The 26548-nt window shown below is 64.7% G+C and carries 22 protein-coding genes; 13 read left to right on the top strand and 9 right to left on the bottom strand.

What is annotated here, in order from left to right; genetic code table 11:
* The first annotated feature begins 138 nt into the window (after window positions 1-138).
* From D6860_RS23735 to D6860_RS23705, 7 genes are all read left to right on the top strand, one after another.
* Window positions 139-405, top strand: a complete 267-nt coding sequence (locus D6860_RS23735; RefSeq protein WP_017467736.1) for a hypothetical protein — start codon at window positions 139-141, stop codon at window positions 403-405.
* A 463-nt stretch (window positions 406-868) separates the two neighbouring features.
* Window positions 869-2128 carry an ABC transporter substrate-binding protein gene (locus tag D6860_RS23730; protein ID WP_217621344.1) on the top strand — a complete coding sequence of 420 codons (1260 nt, stop codon included), beginning with the start codon at window positions 869-871 and terminating at the stop codon, window positions 2126-2128.
* Window positions 2129-2218: 90 nt separating this feature from the next.
* The gene (locus D6860_RS23725) at window positions 2219-3088 is read left to right on the top strand and encodes a carbohydrate ABC transporter permease (RefSeq protein ID WP_076623608.1); all 870 of its coding nucleotides are present in this window, start codon (window positions 2219-2221) and stop codon (window positions 3086-3088) included.
* Window positions 3078-3902, top strand: coding sequence for a carbohydrate ABC transporter permease (locus D6860_RS23720; protein WP_017468361.1), 825 nt, complete (start codon window positions 3078-3080; stop codon window positions 3900-3902). Before D6860_RS23725 ends, D6860_RS23720 begins: the two co-directional genes overlap by 11 nt.
* A gap of 35 nt (window positions 3903-3937) precedes the next feature.
* Window positions 3938-4705 (top strand): glycerophosphodiester phosphodiesterase family protein, encoded by a 768-nt coding sequence (locus D6860_RS23715; protein WP_076623607.1) that lies wholly within the window; start codon window positions 3938-3940, stop codon window positions 4703-4705.
* Window positions 4702-5724 (top strand): ABC transporter ATP-binding protein, encoded by a 1023-nt coding sequence (locus D6860_RS23710; RefSeq protein ID WP_043870807.1) that lies wholly within the window; start codon window positions 4702-4704, stop codon window positions 5722-5724. The genes D6860_RS23715 and D6860_RS23710 overlap by 4 nt, the downstream gene beginning before the upstream one ends.
* A gap of 55 nt (window positions 5725-5779) precedes the next feature.
* Window positions 5780-6649, top strand: coding sequence for a MurR/RpiR family transcriptional regulator (locus D6860_RS23705; protein WP_076623606.1), 870 nt, complete (start codon window positions 5780-5782; stop codon window positions 6647-6649).
* Window positions 6650-7202: 553 nt separating this feature from the next.
* Here D6860_RS23705 and D6860_RS23700 read toward each other — a convergent pair.
* Genes D6860_RS23700 through D6860_RS23675 form a run of 6 tightly spaced genes read right to left on the bottom strand, consistent with a single transcriptional unit; the run spans window position 7203 to window position 13020 of the window.
* Window positions 7203-7667, bottom strand: a complete 465-nt coding sequence (locus D6860_RS23700; RefSeq protein ID WP_076625363.1) for a phosphatase domain-containing protein — start codon at window positions 7665-7667, stop codon at window positions 7203-7205.
* Between the two features lie 5 nt (window positions 7668-7672).
* Entirely contained in the window at window positions 7673-8215 is a 543-nt protein-coding gene (locus D6860_RS23695; protein WP_093411860.1) for a histidine phosphatase family protein, read from the bottom strand.
* Window positions 8216-8238: 23 nt separating this feature from the next.
* Complete coding sequence (locus tag D6860_RS23690) at window positions 8239-9306, bottom strand: MBL fold metallo-hydrolase (RefSeq protein ID WP_076623604.1); 1068 nt, start codon at window positions 9304-9306, stop codon at window positions 8239-8241.
* The gene (locus D6860_RS23685; RefSeq protein WP_076623603.1) at window positions 9306-10361 is read right to left on the bottom strand and encodes an ABC transporter ATP-binding protein; all 1056 of its coding nucleotides are present in this window, start codon (window positions 10359-10361) and stop codon (window positions 9306-9308) included. Before D6860_RS23685 ends, D6860_RS23690 begins: the two co-directional genes overlap by 1 nt.
* Window positions 10349-12052, bottom strand: a complete 1704-nt coding sequence (locus tag D6860_RS23680) for an ABC transporter permease (RefSeq protein ID WP_076623602.1) — start codon at window positions 12050-12052, stop codon at window positions 10349-10351. The genes D6860_RS23685 and D6860_RS23680 overlap by 13 nt, the downstream gene beginning before the upstream one ends.
* Complete coding sequence (locus tag D6860_RS23675; RefSeq protein WP_017467405.1) at window positions 12052-13020, bottom strand: ABC transporter substrate-binding protein; 969 nt, start codon at window positions 13018-13020, stop codon at window positions 12052-12054. Before D6860_RS23675 ends, D6860_RS23680 begins: the two co-directional genes overlap by 1 nt.
* A 169-nt stretch (window positions 13021-13189) precedes the next feature.
* Between D6860_RS23675 and D6860_RS23670 the strand changes: the two genes are divergently transcribed.
* Entirely contained in the window at window positions 13190-13954 is a 765-nt protein-coding gene (locus D6860_RS23670; RefSeq protein WP_076623601.1) for a DeoR/GlpR family DNA-binding transcription regulator, read from the top strand.
* A gap of 403 nt (window positions 13955-14357) precedes the next feature.
* Here the strand turns inward: D6860_RS23670 and D6860_RS23665 are convergent, their stop codons facing one another.
* Entirely contained in the window at window positions 14358-15743 is a 1386-nt protein-coding gene (locus D6860_RS23665) for an IS5/IS1182 family transposase (RefSeq protein ID WP_076623600.1), read from the bottom strand.
* Between the two features lie 372 nt (window positions 15744-16115).
* On the opposite strand from D6860_RS23665, the gene D6860_RS23660 reads away from it, so the two are divergent.
* From D6860_RS23660 to D6860_RS23645, 4 genes are read left to right on the top strand one after another with little or no spacing between them, the layout of a single operon-like run.
* Entirely contained in the window at window positions 16116-17057 is a 942-nt protein-coding gene (locus D6860_RS23660) for a GAF domain-containing protein (RefSeq protein ID WP_017469147.1), read from the top strand.
* Window positions 17058-17081: 24 nt separating this feature from the next.
* A complete protein-coding gene (gene nirB, locus D6860_RS23655; RefSeq protein WP_076623599.1) occupies window positions 17082-19520 on the top strand; it encodes a nitrite reductase large subunit NirB in 2439 nt (812 codons plus the stop codon).
* Window positions 19517-19846: a nitrite reductase small subunit NirD gene (gene nirD / locus D6860_RS23650; protein WP_017467554.1), complete on the top strand. Its 330-nt coding sequence runs from the start codon at window positions 19517-19519 to the stop codon at window positions 19844-19846. The genes nirB and nirD overlap by 4 nt, the downstream gene beginning before the upstream one ends.
* Window positions 19846-22464: a nitrate reductase gene (locus D6860_RS23645; protein WP_076623598.1), complete on the top strand. Its 2619-nt coding sequence runs from the start codon at window positions 19846-19848 to the stop codon at window positions 22462-22464. Before nirD ends, D6860_RS23645 begins: the two co-directional genes overlap by 1 nt.
* Here the strand turns inward: D6860_RS23645 and D6860_RS23640 are convergent.
* Complete coding sequence (locus tag D6860_RS23640; protein WP_162277746.1) at window positions 22447-24177, bottom strand: bifunctional protein-serine/threonine kinase/phosphatase; 1731 nt, start codon at window positions 24175-24177, stop codon at window positions 22447-22449. The genes D6860_RS23645 and D6860_RS23640 overlap by 18 nt on opposite strands.
* A 58-nt stretch (window positions 24178-24235) precedes the next feature.
* Window positions 24236-25705, bottom strand: coding sequence for a NarK family nitrate/nitrite MFS transporter (locus tag D6860_RS23635; protein WP_179949464.1), 1470 nt, complete (start codon window positions 25703-25705; stop codon window positions 24236-24238).
* Between the two features lie 564 nt (window positions 25706-26269).
* On the opposite strand from D6860_RS23635, the gene D6860_RS23630 reads away from it, so the two are divergent.
* On the top strand, window positions 26270-26548 hold a 279-nt coding region (locus D6860_RS23630; protein ID WP_206512218.1), incomplete at its 3' end, for a transposase.

Below are 26548 nucleotides of genomic sequence, written 5' to 3'. Positions count from 1 at the left end.
GACAATCATCAGACACCAGACGGCCCAGAGCCGCCATCGACAGGTAACTGCAGATGCTGCGACAGCATCCCGCTTTGCGGACATTGGCTTCCGTCATCAGTGCTTCTATCATCCGCGGAAGATCCAAGAGGTGCTCACATGGAACGCGAACCCAACCTTGTCATCTCCAGCGCCTCCCAGCGCGTCGTCGAGGATGGCGTGCCGTTCAAGGTGGATATCTACAAACTCGAAGGTGGGGACGGTTGGTCTCTGGAAGTCGTTACCGAAGACGGGACATCCATTGTTTGGGATGATCTCTTCGAAGACGACCAAGCGGCATTCGAGGAGGCAATTAGCACCATTCGCAGTGAAGGTGCGGTCGCCTTCGCCAACGGCGGTTCGAACGTCATTCCGTTCCGGCAGTAGCGATCGGCCCACTGCGGTCATTCGTCTGGCTGCCCGCGCTGCGTCGCGGCTTCGCCAAACCGGACATCGGTGGCATCCTGCAGCAAGATCTGGCACGCCAAGGCCAGCTCCGCGGACAAAGCTGCCGTTACCTGCCCACTCCGACTTGCCTGGGTCCGGATTGCATCGGAAATTCGTCGCGCGATTGCGACGCCCCCCCTGCCGGTATCATGCCGCGGGACGGAAGAAAGTCGGGGCGAACCGGCCAATGGAGAGCTGCAAACTTGATTGCAGAAACCGAACTTTCGCCGACTTCTCCGCCTCGACCAAAGCCCGCCGAGCACCGGTCGCCCAGACCTGATGCCCCCCCAACACCGGTGGGCCGTCAACAAATCTTAACGTATCGTTCGATTTTCCGTCACATAGCGCGACTATCCCGACCACCGAAACAACGTGCAACCCAAATTGCAAAAAGGTGGTCCCCTTGGACAGAAAACTTACCCGTGTCGCCGGGATGGGCCTTGCTGCCCTGCTTGGCTCGACCTCTCTTGCAGCGGCAGAGGTCACCGTCGAATTCTGGCACAGCTTCGGCGGCTCGTCCGGTGACGCGCTGGCCGAGATCATCGCCAACTTCGAAGAAGCCAACCCCGGCATCACCATCGAAGCCGAGCATGTCGGCAACTACAATGACATCGTCGCTCGCCTGCAAGCCGCCATCCCCGCTGGCCGTGGCCCCGATGCCGTCATCATGGAAGTCACCCGCTACGGCCTGTTCGCCGATCGCGGCGTGCTGATGGACCTGACAGATTACCTCGAAGCCGATCCACTCAAGGACGAACTGTTCGACTTCGCCCGCGAGGTCGGCGTCTACGAAGGCAAGAACTATATCGTGCCCTTCAACAGCTCGACCCCGGTCACCTATGTCAACAAGGACATCTTCGAGCGCGCAGGCCTGCCTGAGGACACGCCGCTGACCACCTATGACGAGATCCTCGCCGCCGCGCAGAAGATCCAGGGTGCGTTGGGCGACGAGGGCATCTATGGCATCGCGGCGCCCGGCCAGTTCGCGCGCTGGGGCCTGATCATGGACAATGACAGTGACCTGATCGACAGCGTGTCGGGCGAGGTCCTGATCGATGCGCCGAACACCGTCGAGGCCTATGAATGGATGGCGTCTTTGGTGCATGAGCACGGAGTCGCCTCGGCCGACAACGTGACCGACGAGAAGACCGGCCGCGACGCGTTCTTCGCGGGCAAGGTCGGAATCATGCTGAATTCGACCGGCAATTACCGCCAGTCCAAGGCGTCGCTGGGCGATGATCTGATCGTGCGCCCGCTGCCCTGCAACAAGGTCTGCGCCGCACCGATCGGGGGGGCCGGCATCGGTATCCTGTCGACGGCGGACGCCGAAGTGCAGGACGCGGCTTACGAGTTCATCAGCTTCGCCGCGTCGGCGGAATCGAACGCGATCTGGTTCGCGGGCACCGGCTATATGCCGATCAACCGCAACACCGCAGACCAGCCGCTGGCAGCCGAGACGCTTGAGAACGAGCCGGGCATCCGGGTGTCGATCGAGCAGCTGGATGTCGCCCGCGGCCGTCCGCGCCCGCCGGTCGTGACCTGGATGCGCGCCACTGAGTACGACATGTGGCAGGCGATGGCGCTGGGTCAGCGCGACGTCGAGGACACACTTGCCGACTTCGCCAAGCGCACCCGCGTCGAGGCGGGCCGCGTGGGCCAGTAACCGCGCCCGAGCCACCGGTCAGGGGCCCCGCTACGGGGCCCCTTTCCCGTCCGGTCCCGTGGTCCCCGCGCCCAAGGCACTCTTCCCGATATGCTTCGCAAACTGACACCCTACCTGTTCGTGCTGCCCCTTCTGGGCTTCATGGCGGTCTTCACCTACTACCCGATCCTGCAAAGCGTGAACCTGTCGTTCCGCGAGTGGGATTTCATGTCGCCGACCAAGCCGTGGGTCGGGCTCGACAATTACCGCCTGCTGCTGACCACGCGCGATTTCTGGAATTCGCTGAAGGTCACGGCGGTCTTCGCGCTCATCTCGGTGCCGCTGCGGCTGGCGCTGGCGCTGGCGGTGGCCTCGTTCCTGATCCGCGAGACTGCGGTGTCGCGCATCTCGCGGGGCGCGATCTTCCTGCCCGCCGTCACCTCCACCGTGTCAATCGCGGTGGTGTTCAGCTGGGTGTTCTCGACCGATTACGGCGCGATCAATGGGTTCATTGCCCTGCTGGGCTTCGACAAGGTGCCGTGGATGCAGGACCCGCACCTTGCGCTGTACGTCATCATCTTCGTGAACACGTGGAAACAGCTCGGCTATGACGTCATCATCTACACCGCCGGGCTACAGGCGATTTCGATGGAATACTACGACGCGGCGGCGGTGGACGGCGGTCGCCGGTTCCATGTGTTCCGGCGCGTGACCTTCCCGCTGGTGATGCCGACCACGTATTTCCTGCTGGTGATCTCGGTGATCGACGCGTTCCAGGTGTTCACCATCGTCGACGTGATGACACGCGGCGGTCCTGCGGGCGCGACCGACATGATCGTCAACATGCTCTACCGCGTGGGCTTTACCCTGTTCGACATCGGCACTGGGTCTGCGCTGGCCGTGCTGCTGTTCATCTTCCTGATTGCGCTGGCCCTGGTGAAGGCCCGCGTGATCGGCCGGAGGGTTCATTATGACTCGTGAAACGTCCGCCCGCGCCCTTTGGCTCATCAATGGCCTCACGCTGCTGGCCGCCGTCATCTTCCTGTCGCCGGTGCTCTATTCCATCTGGATGAGCTTCCAGACTTCGGATGCCTATTACTCCGGCGGGGTCGACTTCACCCTGCGCAACTACGACGTGGCGGTCGGGCAGTACAACTTCGCCCGATATCTGCTGAACTCGGTGATCGTGTCGGGGATCGTGACGCTGCTGGGCATCTCGTTCGCCACGATGGCCGCCTTCGCCTTTGCCCGGTTCGAATTCCGGGGTGGCAACCTGATGTTCGGTGCCGTGGTGGCGACGCTGATGATCCCCAGCCACATCACGCTGATCCCGAATTATCTGACGCTGGCGCGCGCCGGGATGCTGGACAGCTATGCGGGCCTTATCCTGCCTGCGATCTCCTCGGGCTTCGCCGCCTTCTTCCTGCGCCAGTACATCCGCGGAATCCCCCGCGCGCTGGACGAGGCGGCCTACATGGACGGGGCGACGCCACTGAAAGTGCTGTGGCGGGTGATCGTGCCGATCTCGAAGCCGGCGATCTTCTCGATGGCGCTGCAATTGTTCATCGCCGAGTGGAACAACTACATCTGGCCGCTGGTCGCGATCAGCGAAAGCGACCTCTTCACCCTGCAAATCGGGCTGGCGCGGCTGTACCGCGTGAACCCGGGCGAGGACGTGATCGATTGGCCGCTGGTCATGGCGGCATCGACGATCACCATCCTGCCGGTCCTGCTGGGCTTCGTCCTCGTCGAGCGCCACCTCGTGCGCGGCATCACGATGGGAGCGGTGAAATGAGCGCGGCCCCGAAACACCAACAAGAAGACATCGCAATGACTGATCTTTCCCTTGTCACCCGTATCGCCTCGCACCGGGGTGGCACGCTGGAATTCGGCGACAGCACGCCGCACGGCTTCCGCACCACCGCCGCGATGGCCGTGGACGAGGTGGAGTTCGACGTCCATCCCACCGCCGACGGCGCGATCATGGTACACCATGACGCCACGCTGGACCGGACCACCGACCGCACGGGCGCGATCCGCGATCTGCCCGAGGCGGCAGTGCGCGCCGCGGTCATCGACTATTCCGGCGGGCAGCACCCGATCTCGCTTTCCGAGCTGTGCGACATCTACAGAGACAGTCGCGTCACGCTGCGCTGCGAGATCAAGCCGGGACCGGGCGGCGTGGCCTATGCCGATTTCGCGCACCGCGTCGTGGCCGAGATCGAACGCTGCGGGATGCTGGCGAAAACCGGCTTCACCTCGTTCCTCTTGCCAACCCTCGACGAACTGCGCGATGTCACCGACCGGCCCCTGCTTTGGTTGGTGAGCCCCCCAGTGCTTACCCAGCTTGGTGCCAGCGCCGTGGCGGACCTGGCGAAGGGTCATGGCATCCCCGAGATCGGCGTCAACGTAGACACCGCCACGGAAACGCTGCGCGATCACCTTCAGGGCACGGGGCTGGAGTTCGGCTGCTGGGCCGCCCATACGGCCGCGCAGATCGACCACGCCCTGCGTCTGGGCGCCAAGGTGTTCACCACCGACCGCCCCAGCCTTGCCATCGCCCGCCGCGATGCATTCCTTAAGGAGACGGCAGCATGAGCTCGATCACCCTTCGCGACATCCGCAAGAGCTATGCCAATGGCCCGCGGGTCCTGCATGGTGTCGACCTCGACATCGGCGACGGCGAATTCGTCGTCATCGTCGGCCCTTCGGGCTGCGGCAAGTCCACCCTGCTGCGCCTGATTGCCGGGCTGGAACGCTGCGAGGATGGCGAGATCATCATCGACGGTCGCCGCGCGAACGCGCTTGCGCCGCAGGATCGCAACATCGCGATGATCTTTCAGAACTACGCGCTGTATCCGCACATGTCAGTGCTGGAAAACATCGCCTTCGGCCTGGAACTCCGCAAGGTCCCCCGCAAGACGCGCGAGGCCCGCGCCCGTGAGGTGGCCGAGACGCTTCAGCTGACACCCTACCTCGACCGCAAGCCCGGCGCGCTATCCGGCGGCCAGCGCCAGCGAGTGGCGATGGGCCGCGCCATGGCGCGCGACACCTCGACCTTCCTGATGGACGAGCCGCTGTCGAACCTCGACAACGCCCTGCGCAACGCGATGCGGACCGAGATCAAGACGATCCATCAGCAGCTGGGCGCCACCATCGTCTTCGTGACCCACGACCAGACAGAGGCACTGTCGCTTGCCGACCGGATCGCGGTGATGAAGGACGGCCACCTGCAGCAGTTCGACACACCGGCTGCGATCTACGACCATCCGGTGAACCGCTTCGTTGCGTCTTTCCTTGGCACGCCGAAGATGAACTTCGTTACCTCCGACACGATCACGGGCTGGACCGGGCGACGCGGGGTCGAGCTGGGCCTGCGCCCCGACACGCTGCGGCTGCACCGCGAGAAACCGGGCGCCGCGTCCATCGAGGCTCGGCTGACCCTGACAGAAATGACCGGATCAGAGGTCGTGTTGCACTGCCAGACGCAGTCGGGTGTCATGTCCGCCATTGCCCACCGCGGGCAGGAGCTTCCCGCCCCGGGTGACCGGATCTGGCTGGAATACGACGCAGCCGCCGCACATCTGTTCGACATGCAAACTGGCGCGCGCGTCTGACGCGGCACCCTGCCGAGCTGGACGACAAGGCCCGTTTGAGAGATCATTCCTGCCGATGCAAAACCCCGACTCCGCGTTTCTGGACGACCTCATCACCCGCCACTCGGACCAGTTGACCGAGGCGGACGCCCGCATCCTTGGCGTGATGGTCCGCGATCCGATCCGCGCGGCGATGGAGAACGGCAAAGAGGTGAGCTTTCGCGCCGGGGTGCATCCCGCCTCGGCGGTGAGGCTGGCACGGCGGCTGGGGTTCAAGGGATACCCGGAGTTCCGGGCCTTCCTTCAGCAGCGGCTGGTCGAGGGCAAGGGCGAGTTCGAGGACCCCACTGCCCGTATCGCCGCCCGGCTGGCCAAGGCGGGGGACAGCGGGCTTCTGTCCTCGGTTCTGGACAGCGAGATCACGGCGCTGGAAAGCTTGCGCGCCAGCGTGACCGATGCCGAAATCCGCGGCTTTTCCGAAGCGCTGCTGGGCGCGCGGCGGATCTTCATGTTCGGGCAAAGTCACGCCGCCACACTGTGCCACCTCGTTGCGCTGCGCTTGCGCCGGTCGGGGTACGACGCGGTCGACCTGTCCCTGATGCAGCATCAATGGCTGGAACAGGTCGCTGGAATGACCGGCGACGATGTGATGTGGCTGATCAACTTTCGCAAGCTGCCGGAAGCGGTTGCGCGGATCATGCAGGTGGCCGCCGTGCGCGGCGCGACGACGCTGGCGCTCACCGATAAGCGCGGCGCCGCACTGGACCCGCCCCCCGATCGCCACATCGCGGTGTCGCGCGGCGAGGCGGGCGAGTCGCAAAGCCTTGTGGTGCCGATGACGGTGACAAACACGGTGATCCTCGACCTGGCAACCATTGACGAAGGCCGTACTATGCGCGCGCTGGCCGAGTTCCGCGACATGCGGGAGACGCTGGCGCCGTATTGATCGGGAGTTTAGCGACCTGATAACACAGAAAAACCGCGGTTTTCGCGCCCAATCGTACGGATGTATTACATTCTGTACAATATACCGTCGGGAGATTTGCAAGCCGCGACAAGCCAAAAGCCGCCATTTGACCCCAGAATGCTAGACCGGCCCAAACCGGACATTGGCTAGGATCACCATTGCCGCAGCGCAGCTTCCCAGTTGCGGATCTTCATGTCACCGCGCAGTATAATCCAACTCCCTGAGGTCCGTACCGCAGGCGATGATACCGTTCGCTGCAAGCACGGCAGGCGACTGACTTACCGTCAGCGCGCAGGAAGCTGCAGCGGGCGCCATGCGCGACAGCCGCCGTGCAGAATCCCGAGGGTCGGGAACGCCCATTTTCGACAGTCCGGTCCGCCTGGCTGGGCGAAGGTTTGACACAACGCGCGAGGCGGGGAACCAGGGCGTTGCACCCCGGGGCAATCGCTGCATGACCCCAAGCTTGCCGGACAGGATCACCGGTGCCCCGGCCTCACGGCACTGGACAGAGGCATTCTCCGAGCGCACGCCTTCAGAAATTGCCTGGCGCGCATTGCAGGCAGACCAGGCCTTCGCCGCGCCAGGCGTCGACGACCGAGCTGCGGTCGTCGATGACCAGCCAGGGGTCGAAGCCATCGTCGCGCATCTCCTTCAGCGCACGGCGCTTGACCTCGGGGTCTGTGGCGGCGTCCTGATCCTCGGCCCGCAAGTAGATGCCGTCGAATGGCAGGTCATGCTTGCGCAGCCAAGCGACGGTTTGCTCGGCCCAGCCCTTCGGCCGGCCCGAGCAGATCAGGATCGTTTCGCCGCTCGCCTTGAGCCGGTGCATCAGCCTGGCAATCGGGGCAATCAGCGGGGCGTCGGCCATGGCTGCGTGGAAGTCATCCCAGTGTTTTTCCACGCCATGCACAAGGTGGCCAAGGCGGTCGGCGTCAAATTCGGCCAGCGTTCCGTCGACATCGAACACCACGCAGGGGGTCGGGGCTGTGGTCGTCATATTCGTCATAGGGGTGTCTCCGTCAGGTCAGGCCCCGTCGTCCGGAACAGGAGCGGGGTTGCATTTGGAGGGCGCGTGCCCGTATCGCCCGTCGTCCACAGGACGCGCGCGGCGCGGATGACGCCCGAATGGCAGATCAGGACAGGCAGGGCGTCGGGGTGTTCGGCGCAGATCCCGAGGATCGCGGCCTCGACCCGCCGAAGCATGTCCGCCCAGGGTTCGCCTTGGTCCGGGGTGTCTTCGCGGTCGGGCTGTCGGGCCAAGGGGCGCCCTTCGAAGACGCCCCAATCCCGTTCGCGCAGGCCAGGGTGCAGCCGGACCTGCCGTCCCGGCAGGGCAAGCCGCGCGGTCTCAAGGGCCCGGTTCAGGGGGCTTGCGTAGACGGCCATGTCGTCCGGCCAGGGTCGCTCGGCCAGTGCGCGGGCCTGATCCCGGCCCTGTGCGGTCAGGGGCACGTCGGTGACGCCAGCGATGATCCCGGCCGCATTCGCCGTCGTTTCGCCGTGCCGGATCAGGCAGAAGTCCCGTGCGGGACGCGTGCGGCTCATCACAGGGCTCGTCAAAGGGCCCATCACAGGCGCACCCGGTCGTGGAAGAACACCTCGACCTCCAGACCCTCTGCCAGGTACTCCTCCGGGCGGGTGCAGAACGCCGGCGCAAAACGCCTCGCGCCAAGACGCCGGAGCATCTTCAGCTGGTCGCGCAGGGGCGGATGCACGTTCCAGCGCTGGAAATGTCCGCCCGGAACGCTGCAGATGCCGCGTGCATGGGCGGTCATGTGGCCGGTGAAGATGACATGCGCATCGCGGCCCAGGCGGCCACTTTCGTTCCAGGCCCGGACATAGCCCCAAGCGGCGCCGCCATCGGCGTTCGGGGTGTCGCAGATCAGGAACCGCGCCTGCTCCATCGGGCCGCGATCCAGCAGCGGCGCCACATCCCGGGCCTCGGGGCAGACCGCCCCGCTGTCGAGCGCAATCCGCAGCGCCGACTGGCATTCGGGATCCAGCATCACGCTTTCGCAGCCGTGACGCCGCATCAGGTACAGGGCCATCTCTCCGGCCCTTCCGGACGGCGGCACCGGCAAGAGCACCTGCCCTTCCATTTGGTCCAGCAGCACGTCAAGGGCCGCGAAGCGCGCCGACTGGGGTACGTCGTCCAGATGGTAGGAGCAATCGAGCACGGCCGTTGCCGCAGGCGGCGGCACATCGAAGGAGAACCACTCGGATTCCTCCGACCAGTCGCCGGAATAGAAGAACCCGTCGCCCAGGTCGAAATGGAACCAGACGCCGCCCAGTGCATGGCCATTGCGCCCGGTGGTCAGGGTCACGCCGTTGATCACCACCTGCCCCTGCTCGGGCAGCAGGTTGACCCGGGCCGCCGGCGGCAGGGCCTTGGCCGTCTGCGCGGTGGCATAGATCGGCAACCCGGCCTCGACCGCGTAGGAGGCGCCGCCGATGTGGTCAATGTGGTCATGGCTGATGAAGACGGCTTCGGCGCCGTCCAGCCAGGCCGGATTGAATTGGGCGTTGGCCTCGGGACCAAAGCCGCAATCAAGCAGCCAGATCCGCCCGTCGACCATCAGCTGGATGCATGCGGGGCCCTTGTCCCCGATGCCGGAAAGTAGTCTTACGCTCTGCATCAGTCCTCCGCGAAGGCCCAAGGGCTGGTGATCGCAAGACCCAGCTGCGCGCCGATCTCGAACCGGGCCCGCGTTTCCACGAAGAGCCGCGAGCCACAGGTCGTTAGTGCCTCGAGCAGGTATTTCCCGCCCATGTAGGTGATCCGCGAAACCGTGCCGCGCAGGTCGCCAGTCTCGGCGATGCTGAGGTTCTCGGGGCGCAGGCAGACGTGGCTGACAGGCACACGGCCACGGTCCGGTTCCGCCTGCACGGTCACCCGGGCGCCCAGCACCTCGGCCTCCAGCGCCGCGCCGCGGGTCGCGACAGACTGAATTGGCAGGACCGTGCCGCGCCCGACGAATTCCGCGACGAAGCGGTTCTTCGGTCGCTCGTAAAGCGCCTGCGGCGTGTCGAATTGCCGGATGCGGCCCTGATCCATCACCGCGATCCGGTCGGCCATGGCCATGGCTTCGGACTGGTCGTGGGTAACATAGACCATGGTGGCGCCGGTGCGCTGGTGGAAGTCGGTGAATACCCCCTGCATCGAGGCGCGCAGCGCCACGTCGAGGTTGGCCAGAGGCTCGTCCAGCAGCACGGCGCAGGGATCGGACACCAGGCACCGTGCCAGCGCCACGCGCTGCCGCTGGCCTCCGGAGAGGTCCGAGGGCATACGGTCTGCGTAGGCCTCAAGCCCGGTCGAGGCGAGCGCCGCGCCCGCCTGACGCGCGATGTCGGCCTTGGACAGGCCGCGGATCTCCAGCGGGTAGGATACGTTACGGCGCACGTTCATGTGTGGCCAAAGCGCGTAGGACTGGAAGACGAAGCCGATATTGCGGTCTTCGGGGGGCAGGTTTGCCCCGGTGTCGGCATTCGCCATCTCACGCCCGCCAATCCGCAGGCGACCGCTCGTCGGGGCCTCGAAACCGGCAAGGATACGCAGCAAGGTCGTCTTGCCGCAGCCGGAGGGGCCCAGCAGGGCGACAAACTCGCCATCCTCGAACCGGGTGGTGATGTCATGCAGCGCGGGCGTGCCCGCGAATGTCTTGCCGACGGAAGACAGATCTATGTCTGCCACGGGACGACTCCTTTCGGAAAACGGTGCGACAACAGTTGGATCAGGCCCATCAGCGCCATCACAACGAGGACGATGGCCATGGCCAAGGCGCTGGCCATGCCCGCTTCTCCGCTGTCGTTGAGGTTGAAGATCACCACGCCAAGGGTTTCGGTCCCCGAGGACCAGAGCAGCGCCGAGACGGTGAGCTCGTTGAAGGCGGTCAGGAAGACAAGGATCGCGCCCGCCGCCGCGGCCGGGGCAGACAGCGGCAGGATCACGTCGCGCAGCCGGCGGCGCAGCGAGGCACCGACCGATTGCGCGGCCTCGTCCATTGCCGGGTCAAGCAGCTTCAGGCTGGCCTGAACTGGGCGAAACATGACCGCGAAGAACCGGGCCATGTAGGCCAAGAAGATGATCCAGATCGTGCCGTACAGCGTGGCATCGGTGAAGGGCAGCTTGATCAGCAGCAGGATCATCGCGATGGAGAGCACCACGCCGGGCAACGCATAGGGCAGATCGAGCAGGCTGTCGAAAAGCCGCGCCAGGCGCGTCCGGCGTCGTTCCATGAGCCAGGCCAGCGGCAGGCAAATCAGCATCAGCGCCAGCGCGGCGCCCGCGGCCAGCCCGAAGGAGTTCGCGAAGGCCCGCGTCGTCACCGGCTGGCGGAACAGCACCTCGTGCCACTTGTCCAGCGTAAGCGTGTCCAGGCGCAGCGGCACCCCGTAAGCCGGCACCAGCGATGCTGCCAGAAGGCCGAACATCGGCAGGACCAGAATCGCGAAGACGACGGCCCAGAGGGCGATTTCAACGGGCAGACGTGCCGCGCCCAGCGGCAGGGCCAGCGGGCGCGAGGTGCTGCCGACCAAGTGCAGCTTCTGCCGCCCCTGGAAATGGCGTTGCAGCAGGATCCCCGTCACGGCCACGGCCCCGATCAGCATCGCCAGCACCGAAACCTCGGCCAGCACGGTGGTGCCCATGCCTGCAAGCTTCTGGTAAACTAGCGTCGGCAGGGTCGAATAGCCTGCGGGAATGCCCAGCATGGCCGGAATGCCGAAATTGCCCAGGGCCGTCACGAAGGTGATCGCGGTCCCCGCCGCAAGGCTTGGCAGCGTGAGGGGCAGCACCACCTGCCACCAGGTCCGCAGCCCCCGGGCGCCGCTGATACGGGCGGCCTCGACCACGTCCTGCGGGATGGAGCGCAGACCCGCGCGCAGGGTCAGGAAGATGATCGACATGTGCTGGATGCCCAGCAGCAGGATGATGCCTTCAGGCGAATAGAGCGGCTGCGGCGATCCCAGCGGCGGCGCGATGCCGAGCGTCTTCAGCAGCACCGACGACGGCCCCATGATCTGGATCCAGGACAGCGCGGTGATCTGGGGCGGGATCATCATCGGGATCATCAGGCAGAAGACCAGAGCCGCCTTGGCCCGCAGATCGGTCAGCGCCACGAGAAAGGCAAAGGCCGCGCCCAGCACCAGCGACACCACGGTGCCAAGCCCTGCGGTGACGATCGAATGCTTCAGCGCTCTGAGGGTGGAGGGCTGTGCCAGGACGTCGCGCATCAGATCGAGGCTTGGCCGCCCCTGATCGGTGACGCCCTCGAAGAACAGGCGCACCACGGGCGCCAGCGTCAGGCAAAGCGCGATGATCAGGATTGACGAAAGCAGCCGAGCCTCGGCTCGGCTGCTTCCTGTTTGCAAGGCGATCCCCATCACTCGGCGCCGAAGAGCTCTGCGAATTTGCCCTTGTTGGCCTCGGAGTTCTCCAGCGCCTCGGCCGGGTCGAAGGCCATCAGCTTGATGTCTTCGCGGGCCGGGAAGCCCTCGGGCACACCCATGCCGTCACGAGCGGGGATGTAGCCCATGTCGAGGACCAGTTCCTGGCCTTCGGCGCTCAGCACGAAATCGACGAACTTCTGCGCGCCCTCCATGTTCTTGGCGGAGGACATGATCGCGACCGGCTCGGTCACGTATGACACGCCTTCCTCGGGGAAGACGAACTCGACCGGCGAGCCTTCGGCCTTGTTGCGGATGGTGAGGAAGTCCACGACCATGCCATAGGGCTTTTCGCCCGAGGCGACGGCCTGGAAGGTGCCGCCGTTGCCGCCCTGCGCGCGGGCCTCGTTCTCGGCCAGGGTGGCGTAGTAGTCCCAGCCCAGGGTTTCGTCGCCGGTCAGGGTGGCCAGGTGGATGAGCGCGGCGCCGGAATAGAGCGGCGACGGCATGGCGATCATGCCCTGCATCGCGGGATCGGCCAAGTCGCTCCACGAGGTCGGCACCGTTTCGACGCCGGTGTTGTAGACGATGCCTGTGGTGATCAGCTTGGTAGAGTAGTAGTACCCTTCGGGCGAATAAAGGGCCGCATCGTAGGCATCGGCTTCGGGCGACTGGTAGGCGGCCAGCAGGCCTTCCTGCGCCATGCCTTCCAGCGTGACGGTATCGGCGATCAGCAGCACGTCGGGCTGCGGGTTGCCGGCTTCGATCTCGGCCCGCAGACGCGCCATAAGCTGGGTCGTACCATCACGGACCCACTCGACCTCGGTGCCGGGGTTGGCGGCCATGAAGGCGTCGACGGTCTGCTGGGCATCCGCATTGGGCTGGGAGGTGTAAAGCGTGATGGTGTCGGCCATGGCGGTGCCGGCCATGAGCGCGAAAACGGCGGAGGTGAGGGCGAATTTCATGGGGCTGCTCCCGGGTTAGGGCTTTCGAACGAAAGCTTTCGTCAGGGCCTTATCCGCGTACTCCTTAACAGTTTTGTAACTATGGTATTAAATATTTATTTATATTGCAGCAGTTGCCGGTCCTCCTTACGCTTTCCTTCGATCAACTTATTTTCGAAGGAAAGTTCCCGTGAGACTGGACTTGCATGGACGCCGCGACGCCATCATCGCGCTTCTGGCGGAGAACGTGTCGCTCTCGGCCGCCGACCTGTCCGAACGTCTGGGCGTTTCCGTCCAGACCCTTCGGGCCGATCTGCGCGACCTTGACGAAGCCGCCCTGGTGCAGCGCCGCAATGGCCGCGCCCAGCTGCGTCAGCAAAGCGAGAACATCGGATACCTGCCGCGCGAGGGGATTGCCCGCAAGGAAAAGCAACGCATCGCGCTGGCGGTCAAGAACCTGATCCCCGACGGCGCCCGCGTGGCGCTTGGCACCGGCACGACGGTCGAGCAATGCGCGAGGTTCCTGACGTCTCACGGGGACCTGTTCGTGGTCTCGAACAGCATTCACGCGGTTTGCGCCCTGCAGAACGCTCCCGGTATCGCGGTCGAACTGGCCGGCGGAACGGTGCGCATGCGCGACCTCGACATGATCGGCGTCGCCGCGCACCAGTTCTTCTCGACATACCGTGTGGATTATAGCGTGTTCAGCTGCGGGGGCGTGTCTGACCTTGGGGGCGTGATGGATTATAACTCGGACGAAATCGCTGTGCGCAAAGCCATCGCGGGCTGTGGCAAGCAAAGCGTCCTGGTGGTGGACAGCACCAAGATGGGGGCGGATCTTGCCTGTCAGATGGGCCACATCCGCGACTTCGACGTGGTCGTCACCGGCGCGCGGTTGGCACCGGCTCTGCTGCGGGACTGCAAGCAAGCAGACTGCCGGGTTATCGAAGTGTGAACGTCATACGGCCGCGACGACCTCTCGTCGACGTGGCGCAAATCTGACTTCAGTTCCGCTAGGGAAGAACCATGTGGCGTGGCGGTCGCGCTCATCCATTCGGAATCCGCAACGTGCATATGCCTGAGGGCCCCGTACTTGTTGCATCATATAACTGCAGTCAACTTTCCTCTAGGGGCGGGCGGACCCGCTATCGCGATCTTAGGATAAAGCCCGCTTCCCGGCCCTCCTGTCGATCAAGCTGATCCTGGTCTTGATTTTCGCCTGAACGTCCGCTTCCACGGTGCGGTCGGGATGCCTTCGCGACCGCGGCTAACGACAGCTTTCCGCCGATTCCGTGGAAAAAGACCCGTTCGCCGGTGCAGAATATCGACGGCTGAACATGGCGCGAGCGCCTGTTCTGTCAGGCGTTTCTCGGTTGCTGCAGTGCAGGAAGGATCTTGGCTAGTTTGCGGAGGTTCTGGGCGGTGGCGGCGAGGAGAAATTCGTCATTTGCACCGCACGGCCCGCGTAATCGGAGCCGGTTCAGGCCAAGGATCCGTTTGAGGTGGGCAAAGAGCATCTCGACCTTCTTCCGCAACTTCATCGAGATGGCGTATTGCTCGGTTTTGGCGATGTCGCGAGCGACCTGCCGGGCATCTTCATGTTCCTCACGGGTGATCTTGCGTGCATCCGCGTTCGGGCAGCACATCGCTTTGGATGGGCATACCTGACAGACCTCTTTCAGCGCCCGATAGCGAACTGTTCCCTTGCCAGTCGGACCCCGGTTCGGGTCGGAATAGTTCCGGCGGAACTGCTTCAGCTCGTGCCCCTCGGGGCAGATGTACTGATCGTTCTCCGCATCCCACTCGAAGTCCGCGCGGGTCCAAGTCCCATCGGCTCGCCCGGATTTGTCGAAGACGGGAATGTGCGGGGCAATCTTGCGGTCGACCAACCAGCCCAGCATCGGCCCGGTGCCATAGGCCGTATCCGCAATCAGGCGTTCGGGGTGCAGGTCGAACCTGGCCTTCACGCGCTCCAGCATGGTCCTGGTCGAACCGACCTCTGCCTGCCGGATTGACCTGGTGGCCTCCACGTCCACGATGACGCCATAGTCCGTGTCGATCAGATAGTTGTCGGAATAGCTGAAGAAGGCCGGTCCCTTACGGGCCGCAGTCCACTGGCTGGCGGGGTCGGAATGGGACGTGAACTTGGGCTGGACCTCGCTTGCTGCGCCAAATGCGGCTTCGTCCAAGACGTCCAGATACTCGCGAACGGCTCGGGGCGCATCAGCGGGATCGATCCGCCTCGCGTCCCAGTCCTCCTTCGGCGTCGAGTTCTGCTTGTTGGCATCGGCCTCGATGAGGCTCGCGTCGATGGCCATGCGCTGTCCGCTGACCAGGCCCTCTTCGATGCACCGCGCCACGGTCGCCTCGAACAGGTAGCGCAATAGCTCGCTGTCACGGAACCGGCCGTGCCGGTTCTTCGAAAAAGTCGAGTGATCCGGGACCCGGTCACTGAGGTCCAGGCGGCAGAACCAACGGTAAGCGAGATTCAGATGCACCTCTTCGCAGAGCCGCCGTTCCGACCGGATGCCGAAGCAATACCCCACCAACAGCATGCGGATCAGCAACTCCGGATCTACAGACGGACGACCCGTATGGCTGTAGAAATCGGCGAGGTAAGCACGGATGCCGGACAGTTCCACGAAACGGTCAATCGAGCGCAGGAGGTGATCTGGCGGGACATGATCCTCGAGCGAGAACTCGTAGAACAGCGCCGGTTGCGCCTCCTGCCGCGGTCCCATCATCGTCGATCCTCCCACCCATTGCGGGAATTGAATCAGCCGACGGCCCTCCGATCAAGCGCGAGTTTTTCAACAAAATAGGACACTTGCGGACATTCGCTGCGGGTGCGAAATTCTCTGTACCTCCCGGCATGCCGGTGTCCTCATCTCGTGCCTTTTGGTCCCAGTCTCGGCATGGACAGACCGGTCTGCGCTTGGAACCTCACTCTTCGCGCCCAACCTCTGCACAAATTCGCGGCATCTTCCCCGCCCAAACCGGATGAAGCGCTTCGCCCAGCGTGGAATGCTTGCCAGCCAAAGGCGCCTTGGCGTCGGATGAGGTGAGACCAGGCGGCATCCCCTGCCGCAGAAGCCACGCCCCGCAAAGGAGCAGCGATGGACGATCTCTTGGAAGCACCTACCAATACATTCATTCGCATCGCCGAAGTCTGGGTGCCGGAAGGCGACAGGCTGGTGCTTGCGACGGGCACATATGACGGGCTGGAAGGCTTCGGCGCGGCGTCCGCGCGCGCTACCTTCGCCAAGGGAGAGGGTCTGCCCGGAAAAGCCTGGGCCGAAGCGCGGCCAATTGTTCTGCGCACTTTGGACGACTCGACCTTTCACCGCGCCAAGGCCGCCGCTGCCTCCGGTCTGACAGCGGCTGTCGCGATCCCGGTCTTCGCGGAAGATGTCCTGCTGGCCATCTTGGTCGTGCTCTTTGCCGATGCCGAGCATGTGGGGGCGATCGAGGTGTGGGAGGACAGCGCCAACAGTCTCGTTCTGAGCGATGGCTACTATGGCACTGCAGAGGAGTTCGAGCGGGTATCGAAGGCCACGACCTTCGGGCACGGACAGGGTCTGCCGGGTGGCGTCTGGGCCTCTGAAACCCCCATTCTCATGCGCGACCTCGGAGCGTCTTATGGCTTTCTGCGCGCCGAAAGTGCGGGCAAGGCCGGGCTCAAGACCGGGCTCGGGCTGCCGATCCCGACGCCGGGCGACAAGACCTACGTGCTCACGCTGCTTTCGGCGCCTGGCACGCCGATCGCGCATCGCTTCGAGATCTGGGATGCGCGAGCCGAGAGGGTTGGCCCGGAAAAAAAGGCCCTGAGGATCGACGGGCTCTGCGAGCGCGAAGGGTTCTTGGCACCCAAGGAGAACCCGCCGCTCGATGCCCTTTCCGTCACCGCGTGGCAGGGGCCCATCGGTCGGGTTCTGGGCTCCGGCCTGCCGCATGTGCAGGTCGGCGGCGCCGGTTTGCCGGCGGGCTATACCCAGATGGTTGCCCTTCCGATCCACCACGAAAACGGGCTGGCCTATGTGGTCGCCTGGTATCTCTGAGCCACCCCGCACAGGAGGAAGCAGATGCAGAAACTTGTCGTGATTGGTGCGGGCATGGCCTCTGGCCGGATGCTGGAGCACCTTCTGGACGCGGCGCCCGACGCTTTCGAGGTCACGCTGTTCAACGCCGAGCCACGCGGGAACTACAACCGCATCATGCTCTCGCCTGTGCTGTCGGGCGAGAAGACCTTCGAAGAAATCGTCACCCACGACGATGCGTGGTACGCCGCCAACAGCGTCATCACCCGCTTCGGAGAGAGCGTCACCGCCATCGACACCGCACGCAAGATCGTCAGCTCCGAGAAAGGCGAAATTCCCTACGACAAGCTTGTGATCGCGACGGGCTCGGCCCCGTTCATTATCCCGCTGCCGGGCCATGATCTGCCGGGGGTCGTCGCCTATCGCGACCTTGAGGACACCAACGCGATGATCGAGGCTTCCGCCCGTCCCGGCGCGCATGCGGTGATCATTGGAGGCGGCTTGCTGGGCCTCGAGGCCGCAGCCGGACTGCGGCTGCGGGGGATGGAGGTGACGGTGCTTCATATCTCCGGGCATCTGATGGAGCGGCAACTCGACGAGACCGCGGGCTACCTTTTGCAGAAGGATCTGGAAAAGCGCGGAATCCGGGTGATCACCCGGGCGAACACCAAGTCGATCGAAGGATCGGGCAAGGTGGAGCGCGTCTTGCTCGATGACGGAACGGAGCTGAAGGCGGACATTGTCTGTATGGCCGCGGGCATCCGGCCAGCGGTGGCGCTCGGCCATGCGGCGGGGCTCGACATGGGGCGCGCGATCAAAGTTGATGCGCAAATGCGGACCTCGGATCCGGACATATTCGCCGTGGGTGAGTGCGTCGAGTTCGCAGGCAATCTCTTTGGTCTCGTCGCCCCGCTCTACGATCAAGCCAAGGTTCTGGCGAAAACCCTGCTGGACGAGGATGACACCTTCGTGGCGCGCGAGCTGTCCACGAAGCTCAAGGTCACCGGCTGTGACCTCTTCTCGGCCGGTGATTTCGTCGAGGGCCCCACGCGGGAGGATATCGTCTTCCGCGACCCGGCGCGCGGCATCTACAAGCGGTTGGTGATCGAGGAGGACCGGCTGATCGGCGCGGTCATGTACGGTGACACCGCCGACAGCAATTGGTTCTTCGGGCTGATCAAGGATGGCACCGACATCGAGGAAATGCGCGAGACGCTCATCTTCGGCCCTGCGTTTCAGGGGGGTGGCGGTGCCGCCGCGGACCCTCTGGCAGCCGTTGCAGCATTGCCGGCTGATGCCGAGATCTGTGGCTGCAACGGCGTGTGCAAGGGCGATATCCTCAAGGCCGTCGAAGGGGGCGCGCATTCTCTCGAGGCCGTGCGTGCGCAGACGAAGGCCTCGGCCTCCTGCGGAACCTGCGCGGGACTTGTCGAGCAGGTGCTCGCGGTCTCACTGGGCGACAGCTTCGAGATGCCGTCCGCCAAACCGATCTGCGCGTGCTGCGATCTCACCCATGAGGACGTGCGGGTGCTGATCAAGACCAAGGAGCTGAAGTCGCAGCCTGCGGTCTGGCAGGAACTCGGCTGGAAGACCCCGAATGGCTGTCACGTCTGCCGACCCGCGGTGAACTTCTACCTGCTCGCCGACTGGCCTTTGGAGTATCGCGATGATCCCCAGTCGCGCCTTGTGAACGAGCGCAACCACGCCAACATCCAGAAAGACGGCACCTACTCCGTGATGCCCCGCATGTGGGGCGGCATGACCACGCCGGACGAGCTGATCGCCATCGCCGAGGCGGCGCGCAAATACGATGCCGCCGTGAAGGTGACAGGCGGCCAGCGCATCGACCTCTTAGGCATCAAGAAAGAAGATCTTCCCGCCATCTGGGCCGATCTCAACGATGCTGGAATGGTGTCGGGGCACGCTTACACCAAGGGCCTGCGCACGGTGAAGACCTGCGTCGGCTCGGATTGGTGCCGCTTCGGAACTCAGGACAGCACCGGGCTCGGGATCAAGCTCGAAAAGCGGCTCTGGGGTTCGTGGACGCCGCATAAGGTCAAGCTTGGCGTCTCTGGCTGTCCGCGCAACTGCGCCGAGGCCACCTGCAAGGACGTGGGCATCATCTGCGTCGACAGTGGCTATCAGGTCGGGGTCGCCGGGGCTGCGGGCATGGATGTGAAGGAGACCGAGCGGCTGGTCGACGTGGCCAGCGAGGAGGAGGCGATTGAATGGACTGTCGCCTTCGTGCAGCTCTACCGCGAGCACGCCAAGTACCTCGATCGTCCCTACAAATGGGTCGCCAAGGTTGGGCTCGACTGGGTCAAGGATGTGCTTGCCGATGAAAGCCGGCGGAAGTCGCTGGTGGAGCGTTTCGACCTTTCGCAGACGGTCTACCAGAAGGACCCCTGGGCGGAACGCGCGGCGCCCGCCGAGGCCCGCAAGTTCCAGCCGCTGGCGGATTTCACGCAGGAGGCCGCGGAATGAACTGGATCGACGTGGGCGCGCTTGACGAAATTCCCCTGCGCGGGGCGCGCGTGGTGAAGACACGATCAGGTTGCGTCGCGATCTTCCGCACCGCCGAGGACGAGCTTTTCGCCACCTCCAACACCTGCGCACACAAGGGGGGGCCGCTGGCCGAGGGCATGGTTCATGGACGCAACATCACCTGCCCGCTGCACAATTGGGTCTATTCTCTCGAGACCGGCGAGGCACAGGGAGCCGACGACGGCCGCATCCCCACCTACCCGGTGAAGACCGAGGGTGGGCGTATCCTTCTCGACGGGGACGCCGTCGCCGCACGCGCCGCCTGATGGGCGCCGAGGTCCGCTCGACATGCCCCTACTGCGGTGTGGGATGCGGCGTCCTGCTGTCCGCCGATGGCAGCGGCGGCCTTGCCGTGCGCGGCGATCCCGCCCATCCCACCAACCGCGGGCGGCTTTGCTCCAAGGGCTCGGCGCTTGGCGAAACCGTCGGACTGGAGGAGCGCCTCCTCGCCCCACAGGTCCACGGCAGCACCGCCACTTGGAAGGATGCGCTCAACCTTGTCGCGACCAGATTTCGTAAGACCATAGAGACCCACGGGTCGGACAGCGTTGCCTTTTACGTTTCGGGCCAGATGCTGACCGAGGACTACTACGTCGCCAACAAGCTGATGAAGGGGTTCATCGGCTCGGCCAATATCGACACCAACTCGCGGCTCTGCATGGCCTCGACCGTTGCGGGCCACAGACGGGCCTTCGGTACCGACACGGTTCCGGGGGTCTACGATGACCTCGAGGAGGCCGATCTCATCGTGCTGGTGGGGAGCAACCTCGCCTGGTGCCACCCGATCCTCTACCAGAGGATCATGGCAGCGCGCGAAAAGCGCGCACTCCGCCTTGTCGTCATCGATCCACGACGCACCGCCAGCTGCGAGGGTGCGGACCTTCACCTTGCACTCGAGCCCGGCTCGGACGTGGCGCTGTTCAACGCGCTGCTGGCCGAGGTCGCGCGGCGCGGTGCCGTGGATCGCGACTATGTCAGCGCGCATGTCGAGGGGTTCGACGCGGCCCTGAAAGCGGCGCAGGGCAGCGATCCGGCTTTCACCGGGCTCTCGCGAGAGACGCTGCGCGACTTCTGCGACCTCTGGATCGGGACCGAGAAGGTCGTCACCATCTTCTCGCAGGGCGTGAACCAGTCGAGCTCGGGCAGTGACAAGGTGAACGCCATCCTCAACTGCCACCTCGCGACCGGCAGGATCGGCAAGCCCGGGATGGGACCGTTTTCGGTCACCGGCCAGCCCAACGCCATGGGAGGGCGCGAGGTCGGGGGGCTCGCCAACATGCTGGCCTGCCATCTGGACATCGAGAACGTGGACCATCGCGACGCGGTGCGCGGCTTTTGGAACGCCCCGGCGATGCCCGAGGCACCGGGGCTCAAGGCAGTCGAGATGTTTCGCGCCGTCGCGGATGGGCGCATCAAGGCGCTGTGGCTCATCCACTCTAACCCCGCCGTCACCTTGCCCGACGCCGACACGGTGCAGGACGCGATCGCCAGTTGCCCCTTCGTCGTGGTCAGCGACATCACTGCCGCCACCGACACCGCGCGGCAGGCCAACGTGCTGCTGCCGGCCACCGCCTGGGCCGAGAAGAGCGGAACAGTCACCAACTCCGACCGCACGATCTCGCGGCAGCGGGCCGCACTCGCACCCCCGGGAGCGGCACGGCCGGACTGGGCGATCCTTGCGGAGGTGGCGCAACGGATGGGGTTTGCGGAAGGCTTTAACTGGGACAACGAGGCCGAAATATTCGCAGAATACGCCGCGCTTTCGGGCCTCGCCAGGACGTTCGGCAAGGACTTCGACATTTCGAACCGCGCGAAGCTTTCCAGCTCTGACTATGACAGCATGCCGCCGTTCCGTTGGCCCGACGGTCCGGCAAAGAGCGGCGGCAGGTTCTTCGAAGACGGCGGCTTCTACCATCCGGACGGCAAGGCACGGATGCTTGCGCTCGCCCCGCGCGCGCCCGCAGCGGCCCTCACACCGGAACATCCGTTCCGCCTCAACACCGGGCGGCTGCGCGACCAGTGGCACACCATGACCCGAACGGCGCTCTCGCCTCGGCTCTCAGCTCATCTTCCCGAACCCTTCGTCGACATGCACCCGGACGATGCCGCGCGTCTGGGGCTTGCGCCTGCCGATCTGCTGCGGCTGGAGAGCCCACAGGGCAGCGCCATCCTTCGCCTGCGGATCACGCGCGACGTGCAGCCGGGGCATCTGTTCGCGCCGATGCACTGGACTGGAGAGACAGCCCCCTCAGCCCGCATCGACGCGCTCATTGCGTCGGTGACGGACCCCGTCTCCGGCCAGCCCGAAAGCAAGGCCGCGGCGGTCTCCGCCGCTCGGTTCGAGGCTGCGTGGTACGGGTTTGCCATCGCCACCGCGCGGCCCCGCCCGGAGTGCGCCTATTGGGCTCTGGCCCGGACCGACCGGGGCTTTCGCGCCGAACTTGCGGGGACCGAAGAGATCGCGGACGCGGAAGATTTCGCGCGCGCGCTCTTCGGGCTGCCCGATGCTGCGCTGCAGATGAGCAAGGACATGGCGAAGGGCCGTACGCGTCTTGCTTTCATGGACGGGGAAATCCTGCTCGCGGCGCTCTATCTCGATCATAAGCCGGTGCGGCTGATGCGCGATTTTCTTGCCGGGTTGCCGGGGACCGAGACCCCATGGGCCCTTGCAGGGACAGCGCGGGGAGACATGCCCGATCCTGGCCCGGTGGTCTGCTCCTGCTACGCGGTCGGGCGCAACACCATCTTGCGGGCCATCGGGGCCGAAGGTCTGCAGAGCGTCGAGGCGATCGGCGCCAGCCTCTCGGCGGGGACAAACTGCGGATCATGCAAGGCGGAACTGGCGGCGCTGCTGCAGCAAGGGGTGTCAAGAGCCGCCGAGTAGCAACACCAGAAGCAGCAGCGCCAGCACGGTGCTGGCAAGCGCCCAGCCCCGCCAGAAGGTGACCGATCCCCGCTGCAGCAATGGCACGAACTCGGGTCGTCCGGCCCCATGGCCCTTGGCCAGAGACTGCAGTTCGGCAAGAAACTCCGACATGGCCTGAGGCCGCCCCTTGGGGGCGACAGACAGGACACGCGCTAGAATGGCTTGCGCGCCTTCGGGCAGGTCGGGCCGCTTGTCCGAGATGTGCGGCAGGGCCCAGTCCTCGGCGCGCGTCGGCAGCTTGCCGCGTGTCTCGAGATCAACCGGAACGTCGCCTGCCAGCATCTCCCATGCGATCACCCCCAATGCATAGAGATCGGACCTCGGCGAGGCCTCCTGTCCGAGCAGCACTTCGGGGGCAATATAGTTGAGCGAGCCTTCGGGCATGTCCTCGACGCCGCCGCGGGAGAGCTCGCGAAATCCCGAGACCTGTACCGACCCAAAGTCGATGATCCTCGCGCGCCCATCGGCACCGAGGATGACGTTCTCGGGCTTCAGATCGCGATGCACCATGCCCATGCGATGGAAGGCGCGCAGCGCGGAGGCGAGCGATCCGAGCAGCGGCAGGATCATGGCGACGCTTGGCGTGGGGTGCTGGTCCATCCACTGGCGCAGGGTTAGTCCTTCCACATGCTCTGCGACGTAGTAGAGGAACCGGCTGTCCTCATGCGGGCGGATCTTCATCACCTGCGGATTGTCGATCCGCCGCCCCACCCATTGCTCGAGTGTGAAACCGTCGAGGTACTGCAGGTTGTCCTCAAGCCCCTTTGACGGTGCCTTGAGCACAAAGCGCCCATCCTCACCCGCGCGGCGCACAAGGTAGACATTGCTGCGGGTCGAGGCATGCAGGACCTCGATCACCTCCCAGCCGTCGATGCGGTTGCCCGGCGCCAGACGTGGCGGGATGACCTGAGCGGTCAGGCGGCTGTGTGCCTCGGTCAAGCTCTCGGACGGCAGGTCCAACACCCGGAGCATCATGCAACTGACGTTGTCGTCGCTTCCCGCGTCCAGCGCCGCGTGACAAAGCCCGCGCGCTGCGGCTTCGAGATCCCCCTGAGTTTCGAGCGGGCCTGCGGCCAGCAGCTCGGCCATACGCGCCTCGCTCAGCACTGCATGCAGGCCGTCGCTGGTCAGCAGGTAAAGATCGCCCGCCTGCATCTGCTCCGAAAGGTAGTCGACGCGGATATCATTCTCGATTCCCAGTGCACGGGTCAGCGCTTCGTGCTCGCCCATGAAGCGGGCCGAATGGTCCTCGGTCAGGCATCGCAGCCGCCCTGAGCGCAGGCGCAGCGCCCGGGTATCGCCGATATGAACCACATGCAGGGTCTGCGAGCGGGCGATCACCGCGGTAAAGGTGGTGACCTGCCCCTCGGCCTCGGGCGAGCCGCTGCGGTTCTGCGCGTGGAACCACGTGTTGAGCGCGGTCAGCAAACGCCCGGCGCAGTCGCGCACCGGCCAGCTTTCCGGTGCCGAGTAGTAGTCTCGCGCGAACTGGATCACCGAGATCTGCGCCGCCTTGTCCGAGTTGCGCCCGGTCGAGATACCATCTGCGATGCAGGCGATCGCGCCCTTGGTGTGAAGCTCCCACGCGCTTTCGGGGATCCTGCCGGAGATGGCGTCGTCATTCCTTGGCTTGACCCCGGCGCTGCTCCATCCGCCGAGCACGGCCTTCATAGCCCGCTTCGGGAAGAGATTTGCGGGTTCGTCCATACGCGCACCAGTGTTCGTGGTCTCAGGCCTTGAGCCCCACGTTGATCATGGTGACGGTGCCGTCCTCGTCAACCTCGGCGATCTCGCCCGAGGGTTCCTCGAGGAACAGCAGCGCGACGAACCCAAGTACCGCGGTCCCCGCGATGACGAAGAAGAAGGTCGAGGCATCGACCACTGAGTAGACGATCAGGTAGATCACCGCGCCCACATTGCCGTATGCGCCGGTCATCCCGGCGATCTGCCCGGTGAGCGAGCGCTTGATCAGCGGCACGACGGCAAAGACCGCGCCTTCACCCGCCTGCACGAAGAACGAGCAGGCCATGGCCACCACCACCGCCAGCCAGACCGGCCAGGCAGAGCCGATGATCCCCATTGCGGCATAGCCGACCGCCAGACCCGCGGTGAGGATCAGCAGCGTCGGCTTGCGCCCGAAGCGGTCGGAAATCCAGCCGCCGCCGGGCCGCGACATCAGGTTCATGAAGGCATAGGCCGAGGCGACCATGCCGGCCACCACCGGCGACAGCCCGAATGTGTCGGCAAAGAACAGCGGCAGCATGGACACCACCGCAAGCTCCGATCCGAAGGTGGCGAAATAGAGGATGTTGAGGATTGCCACCTGCTTGAAGCTGTAGCGCTGGAAGGCAGGTACTTCCTCGGTCAGCACGCGGCGGTTGGCGCGCACTGCCAGCATGGAATCGTAGGCATAGAGCAGCAGCAGCCCGAACCAGACGATATACATGGTGGGCGTGGTGAAGATCGCCACGTTGCGCAGGCGCCAGGCCAGAGCGCCGAGCGCAATGTAGAGCGGCACCTTCATCACCAGAAGGAACATCAGATCGCCCTTCGAGGTAACCTCCATCGCGGTGGCGTTCTTGGGACGGAAGTATTTGGACCCCTTCGGCACGTCCTGCACCGAGGCGTAATAGATGAAGCCGTAAACCAGCGACATCAGCCCGGTGAGGGCGATCGCCCACCGCCAGCCATTCTCGCCGCCAAACCAGAGCGCGATGGTTGGCAGGGTGAAGGCCGCCGCCGCCGATCCAAAGTTGCCCCAGCCGCCGTAAATGCCCTCGGCGGTGCCAAGCTCTTCCGCGGGGAACCATTCCGAGACCATGCGGATGCCGATGACGAAGCCCGCCCCGATGAAGCCAAGCGCGAAGCGCGCCAGCGCCAGCTGGGTGAAATTGTCGGCCACGGCAAAGACGAAACAGGGGATCGAACAGGCGATGAGCAGCCCCGAGTAGACCCGCCGCGGTCCATAGAGGTCGGTCAGCATGCCGATCACGATGCGCGCCGGGATGGTCAGCGCCACGTTCAGCACCAGCAGCGTCGTCACCTGCGCCTGGTCAAGGCCGAGGCTGGTGCGGATCGCCTGCAGCATTGGTGCAAGGTTGAACCACACCACGAAGGTCAGAAAGAAGGCAAACCACGTCAGGTGCAGGATACGCATCTTGCCGGTGAAGGAGAGGAGGTTGAACTTCTCGCTGGTCATCATGGGCTCCCACTGATCGCGAGCCTCGAGTGTGCGCTGCGCTGGCGTAGCAGCAAAGCTCCCTGATTGTGCAGGTGCAGAAAACGCCGGAAAATCCTGATGAAATGGCAGGTGGCGCCCATAGAATAGTCGCAGCGAGCCCACCCATGGAGTTCGTGCTGCGCCTGCACGAAGGCACGGGTCAACTATGTCTGGAAAGGGCTCTGAAGCGGACTCCGGCCGCGCAGTGAGGCGAACACCTAGCGAGCCGCGGCGGCCGTCGCTCCCGGCCCTATCCAGACATTTGCCGGGCCGCGCCTCGCTGCGGCGCAGCTTCCCCACACCGGACATCGGTGGCATCGTGCAGCATGTGCAGGCAACCCAAGGTCAGCAGTGCGGGACGAAGCTGCCGTTCAATCTAGCGTCCCAAAATACGTGAAAGTAAGCTCTTTCTATGTGGGGCAGCTATGGTCAAAAAAGAGACGACGTCACTCGGTTCCAAATGGTCTTCGTGCCTGAACCGGCTCTGTTGCACAAATCCCGTGCGGGATTCATCTCATGAATCCAGCGTGGTAGCAGGGATGCATGAGCAGACCTACACCCGCAACCTACAGGACCAGGAACTGGCCAGCATACAATGATGCGCTCAAGCGCCGGGGCTCACTGTCGATCTGGTTTGACCCCGACATGAGCTGGGATGCCGCGCCGTCAGGCAGGCGCGGCCGTCAGCAGAGCTACAGCGACGCCGCTATTCAGACGTGCCTTACGATGAAGGTTTTGTTCGGCATGGCGCTTCGGCAGACGACAGGCTTCGTCGAAAGCCTGTTGCGGTTGGTCGGCCTCGACTGGGCGGTGCCCGACTTC

The sequence above is a fragment of the Salipiger sp. D13 genome (genome assembly GCF_003703915.1).
Lineage (GTDB): Bacteria > Pseudomonadota > Alphaproteobacteria > Rhodobacterales > Rhodobacteraceae > Salipiger > Salipiger profundus.
The sequence above is the reverse complement of the archived record's forward strand: the minus strand, read 5'-3'. Positions and strand labels throughout refer to the sequence as shown.

What these genes read in the sequence shown, in the direction of transcription:
- D6860_RS23640 (WP_162277746.1), bottom strand. Translation starts at nt 24,177, where the DNA reads ATGAAGGCCGTGCTCGGCGGATGGAGCAGCGCCGGGGTCAAGCCAAGG.
- D6860_RS23680 (WP_076623602.1), bottom strand. Translation starts at nt 12,052, where the DNA reads ATGGGGATCGCCTTGCAAACAGGAAGCAGCCGAGCCGAGGCTCGGCTG.
- D6860_RS23710 (WP_043870807.1), top strand. Translation starts at nt 4,702, where the DNA reads ATGAGCTCGATCACCCTTCGCGACATCCGCAAGAGCTATGCCAATGGC.
- D6860_RS23660 (WP_017469147.1), top strand. Translation starts at nt 16,116, where the DNA reads ATGGACGATCTCTTGGAAGCACCTACCAATACATTCATTCGCATCGCC.
- D6860_RS23690 (WP_076623604.1), bottom strand. Translation starts at nt 9,306, where the DNA reads ATGCAGAGCGTAAGACTACTTTCCGGCATCGGGGACAAGGGCCCCGCA.
- D6860_RS23735 (WP_017467736.1), top strand. Translation starts at nt 139, where the DNA reads ATGGAACGCGAACCCAACCTTGTCATCTCCAGCGCCTCCCAGCGCGTC.
- nirB (WP_076623599.1), top strand. Translation starts at nt 17,082, where the DNA reads ATGCAGAAACTTGTCGTGATTGGTGCGGGCATGGCCTCTGGCCGGATG.
- D6860_RS23715 (WP_076623607.1), top strand. Translation starts at nt 3,938, where the DNA reads ATGACTGATCTTTCCCTTGTCACCCGTATCGCCTCGCACCGGGGTGGC.
- D6860_RS23675 (WP_017467405.1), bottom strand. Translation starts at nt 13,020, where the DNA reads ATGAAATTCGCCCTCACCTCCGCCGTTTTCGCGCTCATGGCCGGCACC.
- nirD (WP_017467554.1), top strand. Translation starts at nt 19,517, where the DNA reads ATGAACTGGATCGACGTGGGCGCGCTTGACGAAATTCCCCTGCGCGGG.
- D6860_RS23695 (WP_093411860.1), bottom strand. Translation starts at nt 8,215, where the DNA reads ATGAGCCGCACGCGTCCCGCACGGGACTTCTGCCTGATCCGGCACGGC.
- D6860_RS23725 (WP_076623608.1), top strand. Translation starts at nt 2,219, where the DNA reads ATGCTTCGCAAACTGACACCCTACCTGTTCGTGCTGCCCCTTCTGGGC.
- D6860_RS23665 (WP_076623600.1), bottom strand. Translation starts at nt 15,743, where the DNA reads ATGATGGGACCGCGGCAGGAGGCGCAACCGGCGCTGTTCTACGAGTTC.
- D6860_RS23635 (WP_179949464.1), bottom strand. Translation starts at nt 25,705, where the DNA reads ATGACCAGCGAGAAGTTCAACCTCCTCTCCTTCACCGGCAAGATGCGT.
- D6860_RS23720 (WP_017468361.1), top strand. Translation starts at nt 3,078, where the DNA reads ATGACTCGTGAAACGTCCGCCCGCGCCCTTTGGCTCATCAATGGCCTC.
- D6860_RS23645 (WP_076623598.1), top strand. Translation starts at nt 19,846, where the DNA reads ATGGGCGCCGAGGTCCGCTCGACATGCCCCTACTGCGGTGTGGGATGC.
- D6860_RS23700 (WP_076625363.1), bottom strand. Translation starts at nt 7,667, where the DNA reads ATGACGACCACAGCCCCGACCCCCTGCGTGGTGTTCGATGTCGACGGA.
- D6860_RS23705 (WP_076623606.1), top strand. Translation starts at nt 5,780, where the DNA reads ATGCAAAACCCCGACTCCGCGTTTCTGGACGACCTCATCACCCGCCAC.